The organism is Halorubrum sp. GN11_10-6_MGM, assembly GCF_005435165.1.
Classification (GTDB): Archaea; Halobacteriota; Halobacteria; order Halobacteriales; family Haloferacaceae; genus Halorubrum.
The window spans coordinates 1-12,480 of sequence record NZ_SGUC01000017.1 but is presented as its reverse complement, the minus strand read 5'-3'; the positions used below and the strand labels follow the sequence as shown (position 1 = coordinate 12,480).

Sequence of the window (12,480 nt, the reverse complement as noted above, 5' to 3'; positions counted from 1 at the left end):
ACGGTCGGCGGTGGTCAGACGAGCAGTTGGATGTCGGCGTCGGCCATGTCTTGGAGGGCGGTCGCGGCGCCGACGCCCGTGGTGACGCCGTCGTAGAAGTCGGCCTCGTCGTATCCCATCAGGTCGATGGTCATCTGACAGGCCTGGAACTCCACGCCCATGTCGAGGCTCGTCTCGAGGAGCTCCTCGATCGTGGCGGTGTCGTTGTCCGCGATCCGCTTTTCCATCATCTTCGTCGTCACGCGGTCCATCCCGGGGAGCGCGGCGACGGCGTTCGGAACGGGCATGTTGGGGTTGCCGACGGAGCTGAGCTTGAGGCTCTTCGAGCGCTCCTCGTGGAGGATGTCGAGCCCCCAGAACGTGTGGAAGACGGTCACGTCGTAGCCGAACGCGGCCGCGGTGCTCGCGAGGATGAGCGGCGGGTACGCCATGTCCAGCGTCCCCTTCGTGGCGATGATGCTCATCTTCTTGTCCCCGTCGTCGGTGGCCTCCGCGAGCGCCTCCTCGAGCTCGTCGACGCGCGCGGCCAGCTCCGCGCGCGAGGGTGCGTCGTCGGTCGACGCGTCCTCGGCCGACGCGTCGGGCGTGTCCGTGCTCATCGTTACTCCGTCTTGCGGACGTAGTGTTTGTACACGTCGTCGCCCTCCGTCTGGTCGACGAGCTCGACGCCCTCGGTGCCGGCGGCCCAGCCCTCGATATCGCTCATGCTTCCGGGGTCGGTCGCCAGCACTTCGAGGACCTCGCCCGCGTCGAGGCCGTCGATAGCGGACTTCGTCTTCACCACTGGCATGGGGCACGATGCGCCTTTCACGTCGAGCGTCTCCGCGATGTCGAATTCGGCACTCATGGGATATCTGCTCCGGTCGTCTGTATTGGAGCTAGCGCACAATACCCCCTGGTACAGTAAAAGATTGTCGATTCTTGTGAAGAGCGCCAACTACTGTATAAGGTAAAACCGGTTTAGGCGGTTTACAAACCGCACCAGAAGGCAGTAGAAGGTTTTCTGACGGTTTGACCGGGTAGTAGTATTGCTTAGAAAAGGAAATACTATGAAAATACTTTTGTGCGTCGACCCGGTACAACCGAGTGCGAAACATGAATGCCGACGACTTTCCGACTCCGGACGTCGACGTCGACTCCGTCGACCCGGACTCGCTCAAACATCGAATCGACGCCGGCGAGGACGTCGCGATCCTCGACGCGCGCATGCAGTCGGACTACGACGAGTGGCGCATCGACGGCGAGAACGTCACGTCGATCAACGTTCCGTACTTCGAGTTCCTCGAAGACGACGTCGACGACGACGTCCTCGACCGGATCCCCGACGACCGCGAGGTGACCGTCCTCTGCGCGAAGGGCGGCGCCAGCGAGTACGTCGCGGGCACGCTCGCGGAGCGCGGCTACGACGTCGACCACCTCGAAGACGGGATGAACGGCTGGGCGAGCATCTACGAGGCCGTCGAGGTCGACCGCTACGACGGCGCCGGCACGCTCCTCCAGTACCAGCGCCCCTCTTCGGGCTGTCTCGGCTACCTGCTCTACGACGACGGCGAGGCCGCGATCATCGACCCGCTTCGGGCCTTCACCGACCGCTACCTCGACGACGCCGACGACCTCGGCGTCGAGCTGACGTACGCCATCGACACGCACGTCCACGCCGACCACATCTCGGGCGTGCGCGACCTCGACGCCGAGGGCGTCGAAGGCGTCATCCCCGACGCCGCGGTCGACCGCGGCGTCACCTACGCCGACGAGCTGACCACGGCGGCCGACGGCGACGCGTTCGCGGTCGGCGACGCGACGATCGAGGCCGTCTACACCCCCGGCCACACGACCGGGATGACCTCCTACCTCGTCGACGAGAGCCTCCTCGCGACCGGCGACGGGCTGTTCGTCGAGAGCGTCGCCCGCCCGGACCTCGAAGAGGGCGACGACGGCGCCCCCGACGCCGCGCGCATGCTGTACGAGTCGCTTCAGGAGCGCGTGCTGACGCTGCCCGACGACACCCTGATCGGCGGCGCGCACTTCAGCGACGCCGCCGACCCCGCCGCCGACGGCACCTACACGGCGCCGGTCGGCGAGCTCGTCGGGGAGATGGACGCGCTCACGATGGCCGAAGACGAGTTCGTCGACCTGATCCTCTCGGACATGCCCCCCCGCCCGGCCAACTACGAGGACATCATTGCGACGAACCTCGGCCAGGAGGCCGTCGACGACGAGGAGGCGTTCACCCTCGAACTCGGCCCGAACAACTGCGCCGCCAGCCAGGACTCGCTCGCGGGTGACTGACGACGCCGATGGTTGCTGACCCAGTACTGCTTCAGGCGATCGCCGATCTGTTCCCCAACGGGATCGGCCGGTACGCCGTCGGCGGACTGCTCGTCGGCCTCGGGACCGTCGTCATCTACGCCGGTACCGGCATCCCCGCCGGGGCGAGCACGTTCCTGGAGTCGACGCTGTCGTACGTCTCCGACCAGCCGCGGTTCCGGCGGTACGTCGCCTCGCGCGACTGGCGGCTCGTGTTCACGGCCGGGATCGTCCTCGGCGGACTCGCGTTCGCCGCGACGTTCCAGTCGGGCGTAGTCACCAGTTCGCTGTACGAGCCCGGGACGACCGGCCGCCTGTACGAGGTCGCCGGCGTGACGCTCTGGGCGACCGACGTCCAGCCGTGGCGCCTGTTCTTCGGCGGAATACTGGTCGGTATCGGCACCCGGATCGGGAAGGGGTGTACGTCCGGCCACGGCGTCTGCGGCGTCGGCTCGGCGTCGAAGACGTCGCTGGTCGGCGTCGCGACGTTCCTGACCGTGGCGATCGGGACCGCACAGGTCGTCGCCGCGCTGGGGGTGAGTCCATGAGCGGTCGGCACCCGCTGTTCAAGCCCCTGGTGTTCGTCGGCGGGCTGATCTTCGGGTTCGGGCTCGGATTCAGCCACATGGCGCGGCCGGAGGTCGTGTTGAACTTCCTCCAGTTCGACGACTTGGGGCTCCCGTTCGTGATGTTCGGGGCCGCGATCGTCTCCGGGGTCGCGTTCGCCCTGCTGCCCCGGCTCCGGGAGGGCGCGCCCCTCACGGGCGATCGCTACGAGCGGCGGCTGAAGCCGTTCGACCGGAACGTCCTCGTCGGCGGCGCCGTCTTCGGCGTCGGCTGGGGGCTCTCCGGCATCTGTCCGGGGGCGGCGTACGCCAGCCTCGGGGTCGGCAACGTCACCATCCTCTGGGCGCTCGGCGGGATGTTCCTCGGCGCGTACGCGCAGGGGTACTGGCGGAGCCGGAGCGAGACCCGCGACGCCGCCGCGGCGGGCGCGGACTGACACGCCCGCACGATGGACCCCGCTCTTATCGCGCTCTTCGTCGGCGCAGCGCTCGCCAGCCTGTTCATGGCGTGGGTGATCGGCGCCGGGTCGAGCGGCGCGACGCCGTTCGCCCCCGCGGTCGGCGCGAACGCCATCGGGACGATGCGGGCCGCGCTCCTGGTCGGCGTCTTCGGCTTCGCCGGCGCCGTCACCCAAGGTGGCAACGTCTCGGAAGCCGTCGGCAGCGGCCTCGTCGGCGGGATCAGCCTCCCGGTCGCCGGCGTCATCCTCGTACTCCTCCTCGGTGCGGGGCTGATGGCGGTCGGCATCATCACCGGGATCCCGATCGCGACCGCGTTCACCGTGACCGGCGCCGTCATCGGCGTCGGCCTCGCGCTCGGGGGGACGCCGGTCCCGTCGAAGTACGGGCAGATCGGCGCCGTCTGGCTGCTGACGCCGTTCGTCGGCGGCGGCATCGCGTTCGGGATCGCCTCGGTCCTCCCGCGGCCCGGAGTTCCCGAGCGGTACACCGTCGCGGCGCTCGCCGGGCTCGTCGGCGCAGTCCTCGTGAACGTCCGGTTCAGCTTTCTGGGTGAGGGGCCCGCGCCGGGGACCGTCCGCGGACTCGCGCAGCGGACCCTCTCGGTCGACGGGCTCGCGTCGGCGGTCGCGATCACGGGCCTCGCGGCGCTGGCCGTCGCATCCGTCGTCCGGTGGGACGTGCGCCGCGACGAACAGGGCGGGCTCCGGCGCGTCCTGCTCTCGCTCGGGTCGCTCGTCGCGTTCTCCGCGGGCGGGAGTCAGGTCGGGCTGGCGGTCGGCCCCCTGTTACCGCTGCTCGACGAGGTGGGGATGGCCTCGACGACCGCCGTCCTCGTCGGCGGCGGGTTCGGCATGCTCGTCGGCTCGTGGACCGGCGCGCCCCGGATGATCAAGTCGCTCTCGCAGGACTACTCCTCGCTCGGGCCGCGTCGCTCCATCTCCGCGCTCGTCCCGTCGTTCCTGATCGCGCAGCTGGCGGTGCTGCTCGGGGTCCCCGTCTCGTTCAACGAGATCGTCGTCAGCGCCATCATCGGCAGCGGCGCGGCGGTCGGGGGGCGCGACGCGGTGGACGCCGGAAAGATCCTCACGACGGTCGGCGCGTGGGCCGGGTCGTTCGGCCTCTCGTTCGCGCTCGCGTACGGTGTCGCGTTCCTCCTGTTATAGCCGGGGACGCCGCGGCGCCGATCGCTTAGAACTGTCCGAAGCGGCGGCGTCGCCGGCGGCTCCGTCGCTGGCGGCCAGCGCGTGACACCGCGACAACGCGATTTCGTTCGATAGGTCAGGTGTGTCGGGCGCGACGCCCGCCGGCCGGTCCGCGACGCTCGCCGGCCGGTCCGCGATGCCCACCGGTCGATCGCGGTCCCTCGCGGAGTCCTCGCGGAGGCCATATCCTCTCTGTAAGTTATCGGTACTCCGACCGAGGTTACCGGAATATAGTATTGTACAGCGAGCCCAAAACCGTTATAGGCACGAAGCAGGTAGAGGGGAGTGAGCAGAAATGTGCCAGAAGCGAATTTCCGTGTTCGGAAGTCGGAGGGAGCGTCGATGGCGGGACTAGAGATACCCACGTGGGACCCGGAGACGGCCCTGCTTATCGGCGCGATCCTCTTCGAAGCGTTCGTACTGTACGTGGGGTACGGCGGCCTCGAACGGCTCGTCGGCCCCCATCTGATGCGGCTCGTCGTCGGAGGTGACGCGAGTGCTCGGTAGCCTCCTCAGCGGACCCGGCTTCCTGGGGACGAGCCCCGAGATGCTCGCCCTGTTCGCCGGGTTCGGCCTCGTCGTCGGCGTCCTGTTCGGGTTCTTCGGCATGGGCGGGTCGTTCCTCGTCACGCCGGCCCTGCTAATGTTAGACTACCCGGCGCCCGTCGCGGTCGGCAGCGGGATGGCGTTCGTCTTCGGGACGGCCGTCATCGCGACGCTGAAACACCACGACCTCGGGCAGGTGGACTACAAGCTCGGCGTGATCATGATCACCGGGACGACGATCGGTATCGAGGCCGGGCGCGCCAGCGTCTACTACCTCGAATCGCTGGGGCTCGCCGGCGGCGTCATCAGCGTCGCCTACGTCGTCCTGCTCGGCGGCGTCGGCGCGATGGTGACCCGCGACGCCCTCAACGGCGGCGGGGGCGGCGTCGACCACGAGACCGCCGATAAGGACCTCGACGAGTACGAGATCCCCGAGATCGCCAAGAAGATTCAGCAGACAGTCCGGATTCCGCCGATGGTGACGCTCCGCGGCGACGTCCGCGTCTCCGCATGGGTGATCACGGCCGTCGCCTTCGCGACCGGCGTCCTCTCCGGGTTCCTCGGCGTCGGCGGGGGGTTCATCCGGATGCCCGCGATGATCTACGCGATCGGCGTTCCGGTGCCCGTCGCGGTCGGCACCGACCTCTTCGAGATCGTCTTCTCGGGCGGGCTCGGGAGCTACCTCTACGGTCAGGGCGGCGGCGTGAACCTCGGTATCGTCGTCCCGCTGCTGTTCGGGAGCGCGCTCGGCGCGCGCGTCGGGTCCGCCGCGACGGCCGTCGTCGACGCCGACGAGATCAAGGTGTACTTCGGCGGGATGCTGCTGGTCGGCTCCGTCGCCGTGGGTATCGGCGAGGTGGGCTCGTACCTCGGCAACGCGACGCTCGAACTGCTCGGCTTAGTGCTCGTCATCGGCGCGGCGGTCGTCGTCGCGTTCGCGGTCCTCTACACGACGGTCACCTCGCTCCGCGTGACGCGGCAACAGCAGACGTCGACCGCCGACTGACCGACGTTCCGCCGTCGCGTCCGCGGTATTGTTCAGTTGTTCCAAAACAGATGACAAAACGGGAGCGATCGGTCCGTCGCGCGCCGTCGAGCGGTCGGCGCCGCGCCGTCGGCCTCGGTCCTCACAGTCCCTCTTGACCGTCCTCCTGCGCGAGGAGGACGACCATCGAGAGCCCGGAGATGGCCAGCAGGATCAGCGTCGGCACCACCGCGTACTGGTAGAGCGCGGTCTCCTGTGCGCGCCAGATCTGCGTGACGATCGTGTCGAACCCGGTGGGGCGGAGCACGAGCGTGACCGGGAGTTCCTTCATCGTCGTGAGGAACACGAGTGCGGCCCCGGCGACGATGCCCGAGCGCGTGAGCGGGAACGTCACGCGTCTGAACGCCCCGGTCGGCGACTCGCCGAGGGTGCGCCCGGCCTCGACGAGCCGACGGTCGACCTGAAGGATCGACGTCCGGGTCGACCCGACCGCTTGCGGGAGGAACCGGACGACGTACGCGAACACCAAGAGGGGGAGCGTCTGGTAGATCCACGGCGCGTAGCCGGAGCCGAAGTACACCAGCGCGAGCGCCAGCACGATGCCGGGCACCGCGAAGCCGACGTACGTCGCCCGCTCGAAGACGACCGCGAGCGGCGAGTCGTGGTTCGCGGCGAAGTACGCGATCGGGATCGCGGCGAGCGCGGCGACGACCGCGGCGGCCGCCGAGACCGACACGGAGTTGAGCACCTGTATCGGCTCGAAGGCGAGCGAGGGCCGGCGGCCGGCCTCGGAGTTGACCAGCCACAGTCCGAGAATCCACAGCGGGACCAACAGGGCGAACGCGGACACCCCGGCCGGGAGCAGCGTCGCCGGCCAGCGAAGCCACCCGAGCGACACCCGGTCGTCGGTGCGGCCCGCGTCGTCGCCGCTCGTCTCTCGGTTCGAGCGGACCGCCCACTCCAAGGCCAGCACGAGGACGACGACGACGAGCAGTTGGAGCGACAACAGCGCGGCGTAGTCGCGACCGAACGCGTTGTACTCGACGTATATCTGCCGAGTGAACACCGGGAGCCGCATTATCGACGGCGTGCCGAAGTCCGAGACCGCGTACAGCGCCGCGAGCAGCGATCCGGCGGCGATCGCGGGGCGAATGGTCGGGAGCGTCACGCGGCGGAACGCCGCGAGCCGCCCGTGGTTCAGCGTCCGAGCCGCTTCGAGGAGGGTCGTGTCGAACGACAGGAGCGCCGCCCGGGTCGTTAGGTAGACGTACGGGTAGGTGTACAGCGTGATGACGAGGATCGAGCCGGAGAGCCCGCCGATCTCCGGGACGCGCTCGACGCCCAGCGGGGCGAGCACCTCGTGGAACTCGCCCTGCGGGCCGAACGCCGAGACGAACGAGAAGGCGCCGACGTAGCTCGGCACGACGAGCGGGAGGGCGGCCGCGACCGACCAGAACCGGCGGAAGGGGAGGTCGGTCCGAGCCGTGAGGTACGCGAGGGGCACGCCGATCGCGATCGAGAAGCCGGTGACGCCCGCCATCAGCAGGAGGCTGTTGGCGAGCACGTCGGCGGTCCCGGCGCTGAAGAGCAGGCCGACCGCGCGCTCGCGCTCGACCGCCACCGCCTCGATGACGAGCCACGCCAGCGGGAACACGAGCGTGGCGGCGATCGCCGCGCAGAGCAGCGTCAGCCCGAGCGGGAGCCTGTCGTCGCCGTCGGTCAAGCGGTCGCGGAGCCGGTTTCGCAGGGTCATTGTGCGGAGACGGAGGCTGTCTGTCGGAGCGTGGTCGCGCCCGGCGTTAGGGGTTCCGATCGCCCGTTGGGAACGACCGCGCTCCGACGGATATAAGAATTTAGGGCTACCTAAAATACTCCATGGAACTGACGCGACGCGACGCGGCGGCCGCGCTGGCCGCGATCGGCGCGACCGGCGGCGTCGCGCTCGGTGTCCGTCGAACGACCGGGGGAGCCGACAGCGGAGCGGGAGGCCCCGACCCCTCGTCGGACGGCGCGGCGCTCTCCGACGAGGCGGTCCGCGAGGCGATGACCGCGGTCGCCCGAGTCGTCTACCCCGAGGCGGTCTCCGGCGTCGACGCGTTCGTCGGCGGCTTCCTCGACGGGCGCCTCGACGGGTCGGCGCACGCGGCGGGGGTCCGCGCCGCGGCCGCCGAGGTCGAGTCGGCGGCCCGATCGTGGTACGACTCCCCCGTCACCGACCTCTCGCCCGCCGAGCGCGACGGGCTGCTCCGGGAGCTCGGCGCGGACGTGGCCGACGAGAATCCGGACGGAACGACCGCGGAGCGGGTCCGCTTCTTCGTCGTCAACGAGCTGCTGCTCGCGCTGTACGCCTCGCCGACCGGCGGCGAGCTGGTCGGCATCGAGAACCCGCAGGGGTACGCCGGGGGCGCCGAGAGCTACCGGCGGGGGCCGCCGTGAGCGGCGCCGAGAGCGTCGGGAACGAGCGGTCGGACGGCGGCGACGCCGGCCGCGACGTCAACCGCACGCCGGTCCCGGACGCGGACGTCTGCGTCGTCGGGGCCGGCCCGGCCGGAGCGCTCGTCGCCGACCGGCTGGCGGCCGACCACGAGGTCGTCGTCCTCGACGCCGGGCCGCGGTTCGACCCCGCGGACCGCCTCGCCAGACAGGAGCGCGCGATACGCCCCTTCTACGGGCGACCGGACGTATGGGGTGGCGGCGGCGCGCGCGACGCCTACGAGAACGCCGGCGACCGCTCGTACCCCCTCAACCACGCCCGCGTGAAGGGGGTCGGCGGGTCGACGCTCCACTGGCAGGGGATGGTGATGCGGCTCCACGAGGACGACTTCAACTCCGGAACGGCGCGGGGCGTCGGCCCCGACTGGCCGATCGACTACGCCGACCTGCGCCCCTACTACGCTGAGTCGGAACGCGAGCTTGGTGTGGCGGGCGCGTCGGACAACCCCTACGCGCCGCCTCGCGAGGAGCCCCACCCGATGCCCGCGTTCGAGCCCTCCTACAGCGACTCGCTGTTCGCCGAGGCCTGCGAGGAGCTGGGGATCGACATGCACTCGGTGCCGAACGCGCGCAACTCCGAGCCGTACGACGACCGCTCGCCCTGCGTCGGCTACGGCACCTGCCAGCCCGTCTGTCCGAGCGGCGCGAAGTACGACGCGACGGTCCACGTCGAGCGCGCCGAGGAACAGGGGGCCACCGTCATCGACCGCGCCCCGGTCGAGCGGCTGGAACACGACAGCGACGACAGGGTGACCGGCGCCGTCTACGCGACGCCGGACGGGGAGCGGCACCGGCAGGCGGCGGACGCGTTCGTCGTCGCCGCCGGCGGGGTGGAGACGCCGCGGCTCCTCCTGCTGTCGGCCTCGGACCGCTACCCCGACGGGCTCGCGAACGGGAGCGGCCACGTCGGCGAGTTCTTCATGGACCACCTGTTCGCGGGCGCGGGCGGCACGCTCGACGAGCCGACCAGACAGAACCACGTCGGCTTCTACACCAGCGCCTGCGACCAGTTCTACGACGAGGCCGACGAGACGCAGGCGCCGTTCAAGCTGGAGTTCTTCAACTACGCCGGACCCTCGCCGGTGGAGATGGCGCTCACCGGCGACGACTGGGGCGACTCCCTGCTGGAGCGGCTCCGCGACGGGTACGGGACCCACGTCGCGATGGGCGGACTCGTCGAGCAGGCCCCCGACGCCGACAGCCGGATCACCCTCGCCGACGACCGGACGGACGACCGCGGCAACCCCGTGCCGCGGATCGAGTGGACCGTCGGCGACCGCGCGCTCGACACGATCGAGCGGGCGAACGAGGTCCAAGTCGCGATCTTAGAGGAGCTCGGCGCCGACGTGGAGTGGGTCGCCGGGCCGGACGCGACGGGACCCGCCTACCACCACATGGGCACGACGCGGATGAGCGACGACCCCGAGCGCGGCGTCGTCGACGCCGACTGTCGGACCCACGACCTCGACAACTGCTGGATCGCGTCTAGCTCCGTCTTCCCGACGAGCGGGGCGATGAACCCCACGCTCACCATCGCCGCGCTCGCGCTCCGCGTCGCCGACGACGTGGACGCCCGGCTCTCAGAGACGAACTGACGGTCGTTTGCCACTATTTTAGGTAAACCTAAAAACTCAAGTGCGTCCGGACTGAGAGACGGGTAATGAGCGACTCAGCACACGCGACGAACGGGTCGGCGGCGTCGGTCGGGGCGGACTCGGCCGACAAGACGGACCAAACCGAAGGGTCGGACGCGGCGGTCGGCGCCGCCGCCGACGAGGCGGCCCGGGGCGACGAGTACACCTTCGACGACCTCAGCGTCGTGATGGGGACGTACAACGAGGAGGAGGCGATCGCGACCGTCCTCGACGACATCGACGAGGTGACCGACGGGAAGGCGGAGGTCGTCTGCGTCGACGGCTCCTCGGACCGGACCGCGGAGATCGCCCGCGAACACGGGGCGCAGGTCATCGAACAGGAGCCGCAGGGGTACGGCGTCGCCGTCCGCGAGGCGATCTTGACGCCCGACCGCCCCGTGGTCGTCACGACGGACTGCGACGACACCTATCCGATGGAGGCGCTGCCGGAGTTCCTCGCGGAGGTCAACGACGGCGCCGACGTGGTGAGCGGCGACCGGCTCTATCACGGGGCCGAGGCGATGCCGGCGTTCAACCGGTTCGGGAACCACGCGTTCGCCGCGCTCGCGAGCCTGCTGATGGGCGAGCGCGTCCACGACACCACGACGGGGATGCGCGCGTACCGCCGCGAGGTCGTCGAGGAGATCGGGTGGACGGAGAACACCGGCCTCTCGGCGGAACTCCTCATCCGGCCCCTGATGCGCGGGTACGACGTGCGGGAGCGCCCGATCGCCTACGCCGAGCGCCTCGGCGACACGAAGCTCGACCCGATCGGCGGCGGCGCCGCCATCGCGAAGTCGATCGTCACCGTCTGTCTCGAAGAGCAGCTGCGGCGCTTCTGAGGGCACTTCTCCCCTCGACGCCGTCGTCGGACGGCGGTCCGGAGGTACACTGTGGGCACAGTGGACCGCCGCCGGCGACGTTTTCACACTTGTGAGCGGCGGCGCTGAACAATTACGATACTAAGAGCGGCGGAGTGGACTACGGATACTCTGTGCTTGGATTTCGAGGAGGGAAGTCCACGAGATTATACCACGTCATGTGCCAAGTATTATGATTTGGCCTCTTGGATGAAGTCTCTCGTTTCATCAGGGAGATCTTCCACATCCAACCTTCTCGCACACATACGGAGCAAGCGCTCTGTCTTTATATTAAATTGATTGGACAGTTCTTTGAGTATCTCCTTGCCCTGAAGTTGATCAATGTTTCCATTCTCTGCTAGCTGTTCAACTTCCTTCCGGATCTCTGAAAACTCACTCACATCATCTAATTTATTTCCCAATTCATTTTTTGCGAATGAACCAATATCATCAAATCCTTTTGATTTTTCAAAACTTCTATAGCTAAGATGTAATTCACCAAACTGTTCGTTCCATCTAGTGTGTGCCTCTTTTTCGATGAAATTCTCGTGTAATACAATATTGGATAACAAGTTTTCAATATCTTGTGGTGATTCGTATCCCTCTGTTTTTAGTTTTCGACCGAGAATGTCTTGAACTGTCTCAAATATAACATCTGGTTTTAGGATTAAATTCTCTACAGAGGTGACTGGAAGAACGTGTATATTATCTGGTATTTGTTTATTCAATTTCATACCTCTATCACGATCCACAATTGCGTACAGATCAACTCCATCTAATTTTGGGACCATTTTATTAAATGTCTCATCCAGATTTACGATCGGGTCTTTTCCCCCCATTTCAATGACACTGAGTTCTTTTTCGATTTCATCATCAATTCTTTGAATAACCTCCCTATCGTCTCTGCCCTCCACTAGTAGTATATCTTCACCAGATGACAACGCTGTTAAACCCATTTCTTTACTGATTAAATTACGAAGTTCGTCTGGAACCTCCGAAGCAGAGCGTAATTGATTTTCTTCAACTTGATCTGGATAAAATAGGAAGTAAAGTGAATCGTCAGGAGTATTATCAATGATCATTTTCGAGTGTGTACACATGATGATCTGTACCTTACGGTTCGAATCCGACTTTTGGTTTAAATAGTCTTTAATATAATTTAAGAAATTCAATTGGAGCTGTGGATGAAGATATGCCTCAGGACTATCGTATAAGACAACTAAATCGTCTTCAGATTTATTAACAATGTTTGAGTCTCCGAATTGCTCCTCGATCTCGTCTTCAACCAATAAAAATAACGCTCTTGTGGCGGAGATTGTTGGTGAGTCATAGCGCAGTTTCGAGGATGGTTTTGAGCGCTTCTTTCCCCGGTTTTCGGAACACTTCACGACGGAGCTGAAACGCTCGGAGATATGGTGTGAGTCT

Annotated in this window: 13 protein-coding genes and 1 pseudogene; 9 read left to right on the top strand and 5 right to left on the bottom strand. The window is 66.7% G+C overall.

All coding sequences use genetic code 11. The annotated features are described in order from the left end of the window. Positions 1 to 14: 14 nt before the first annotated feature. Both EXE46_RS09815 and EXE46_RS09810 read right to left on the bottom strand, forming a co-directional pair. A complete protein-coding gene (locus EXE46_RS09815) occupies positions 15 to 599 on the bottom strand; it encodes a DsrE/DsrF/DrsH-like family protein (protein ID WP_137688217.1) in 585 nt (194 codons plus the stop codon). Positions 600 to 601: 2 nt separating this feature from the next. After that, complete coding sequence (locus tag EXE46_RS09810; protein ID WP_137688216.1) at positions 602 to 847, bottom strand: sulfurtransferase TusA family protein; 246 nt, start codon at positions 845 to 847, stop codon at positions 602 to 604. A gap of 248 nt (positions 848 to 1,095) precedes the next feature. On the opposite strand from EXE46_RS09810, the gene EXE46_RS09805 reads away from it, so the two are divergent. The 6 genes from EXE46_RS09805 (at position 1,096) to EXE46_RS09785 (ending at position 6,089) form a co-directional block, all read left to right on the top strand. Beyond that, the gene (locus EXE46_RS09805; protein WP_137688215.1) at positions 1,096 to 2,289 is read left to right on the top strand and encodes an MBL fold metallo-hydrolase; all 1,194 of its coding nucleotides are present in this window, start codon (positions 1,096 to 1,098) and stop codon (positions 2,287 to 2,289) included. A gap of 8 nt (positions 2,290 to 2,297) precedes the next feature. Continuing rightward, on the top strand, positions 2,298 to 2,855 hold the full coding sequence (locus EXE46_RS09800; RefSeq protein ID WP_137688214.1) for a YeeE/YedE family protein: 558 nt from the start codon (positions 2,298 to 2,300) through the stop codon (positions 2,853 to 2,855). Continuing rightward, positions 2,852 to 3,310, top strand: coding sequence for a YeeE/YedE family protein (locus tag EXE46_RS09795; RefSeq protein WP_137688213.1), 459 nt, complete (start codon positions 2,852 to 2,854; stop codon positions 3,308 to 3,310). The genes EXE46_RS09800 and EXE46_RS09795 overlap by 4 nt, the downstream gene beginning before the upstream one ends. A gap of 12 nt (positions 3,311 to 3,322) precedes the next feature. Then, a complete protein-coding gene (locus EXE46_RS09790; protein WP_137688212.1) occupies positions 3,323 to 4,498 on the top strand; it encodes an inorganic phosphate transporter in 1,176 nt (391 codons plus the stop codon). 381 nt (positions 4,499 to 4,879) lie between these two features. Continuing rightward, positions 4,880 to 5,044: a hypothetical protein gene (locus EXE46_RS17160; RefSeq protein ID WP_199234150.1), complete on the top strand. Its 165-nt coding sequence runs from the start codon at positions 4,880 to 4,882 to the stop codon at positions 5,042 to 5,044. Then, positions 5,034 to 6,089 (top strand): sulfite exporter TauE/SafE family protein, encoded by a 1,056-nt coding sequence (locus EXE46_RS09785; RefSeq protein WP_137688211.1) that lies wholly within the window; start codon positions 5,034 to 5,036, stop codon positions 6,087 to 6,089. The genes EXE46_RS17160 and EXE46_RS09785 overlap by 11 nt, the downstream gene beginning before the upstream one ends. 121 nt (positions 6,090 to 6,210) lie before the next feature. Here the strand turns inward: EXE46_RS09785 and EXE46_RS09780 are convergent, their stop codons facing one another. Beyond that, positions 6,211 to 7,821, bottom strand: a complete 1,611-nt coding sequence (locus EXE46_RS09780; protein WP_137688210.1) for an iron ABC transporter permease — start codon at positions 7,819 to 7,821, stop codon at positions 6,211 to 6,213. Positions 7,822 to 7,943: 122 nt separating this feature from the next. Here EXE46_RS09780 and EXE46_RS09775 point away from each other — a divergent pair, with 122 nt between their 5' ends. The 3 genes from EXE46_RS09775 (at position 7,944) to EXE46_RS09765 (ending at position 11,037) form a co-directional block, all read left to right on the top strand. Continuing rightward, positions 7,944 to 8,504 carry a gluconate 2-dehydrogenase subunit 3 family protein gene (locus EXE46_RS09775; RefSeq protein ID WP_137688209.1) on the top strand — a complete coding sequence of 187 codons (561 nt, stop codon included), beginning with the start codon at positions 7,944 to 7,946 and terminating at the stop codon, positions 8,502 to 8,504. Then, positions 8,501 to 10,156: a GMC family oxidoreductase gene (locus EXE46_RS09770; RefSeq protein ID WP_137688208.1), complete on the top strand. Its 1,656-nt coding sequence runs from the start codon at positions 8,501 to 8,503 to the stop codon at positions 10,154 to 10,156. Before EXE46_RS09775 ends, EXE46_RS09770 begins: the two co-directional genes overlap by 4 nt. Before the next feature lie 227 nt (positions 10,157 to 10,383). Beyond that, positions 10,384 to 11,037, top strand: coding sequence for a dolichyl-phosphate hexose transferase (locus EXE46_RS09765; protein ID WP_241981530.1), 654 nt, complete (start codon positions 10,384 to 10,386; stop codon positions 11,035 to 11,037). Between the two features lie 209 nt (positions 11,038 to 11,246). Here EXE46_RS09765 and EXE46_RS09760 read toward each other — a convergent pair whose 3' ends face one another. Both EXE46_RS09760 and EXE46_RS16845 read right to left on the bottom strand, forming a co-directional pair. After that, positions 11,247 to 12,344, bottom strand: a complete 1,098-nt coding sequence (locus tag EXE46_RS09760) for an AAA family ATPase (protein ID WP_158413942.1) — start codon at positions 12,342 to 12,344, stop codon at positions 11,247 to 11,249. A gap of 37 nt (positions 12,345 to 12,381) precedes the next feature. After that, positions 12,382 to 12,480, bottom strand: a pseudogene (locus tag EXE46_RS16845) (IS1595 family transposase); the annotation flags it as partial.

What these genes read in the sequence shown, in the direction of transcription:
- EXE46_RS09800 (WP_137688214.1), top strand. Translation starts at nt 2,298, where the DNA reads ATGGTTGCTGACCCAGTACTGCTTCAGGCGATCGCCGATCTGTTCCCC.
- EXE46_RS09810 (WP_137688216.1), bottom strand. Translation starts at nt 847, where the DNA reads ATGAGTGCCGAATTCGACATCGCGGAGACGCTCGACGTGAAAGGCGCA.
- EXE46_RS09795 (WP_137688213.1), top strand. Translation starts at nt 2,852, where the DNA reads ATGAGCGGTCGGCACCCGCTGTTCAAGCCCCTGGTGTTCGTCGGCGGG.
- EXE46_RS09780 (WP_137688210.1), bottom strand. Translation starts at nt 7,821, where the DNA reads ATGACCCTGCGAAACCGGCTCCGCGACCGCTTGACCGACGGCGACGAC.
- EXE46_RS09805 (WP_137688215.1), top strand. Translation starts at nt 1,096, where the DNA reads ATGAATGCCGACGACTTTCCGACTCCGGACGTCGACGTCGACTCCGTC.
- EXE46_RS09775 (WP_137688209.1), top strand. Translation starts at nt 7,944, where the DNA reads ATGGAACTGACGCGACGCGACGCGGCGGCCGCGCTGGCCGCGATCGGC.
- EXE46_RS09790 (WP_137688212.1), top strand. Translation starts at nt 3,323, where the DNA reads ATGGACCCCGCTCTTATCGCGCTCTTCGTCGGCGCAGCGCTCGCCAGC.
- EXE46_RS09765 (WP_241981530.1), top strand. Translation starts at nt 10,384, where the DNA reads ATGGGGACGTACAACGAGGAGGAGGCGATCGCGACCGTCCTCGACGAC.
- EXE46_RS09815 (WP_137688217.1), bottom strand. Translation starts at nt 599, where the DNA reads ATGAGCACGGACACGCCCGACGCGTCGGCCGAGGACGCGTCGACCGAC.
- EXE46_RS17160 (WP_199234150.1), top strand. Translation starts at nt 4,880, where the DNA reads ATGGCGGGACTAGAGATACCCACGTGGGACCCGGAGACGGCCCTGCTT.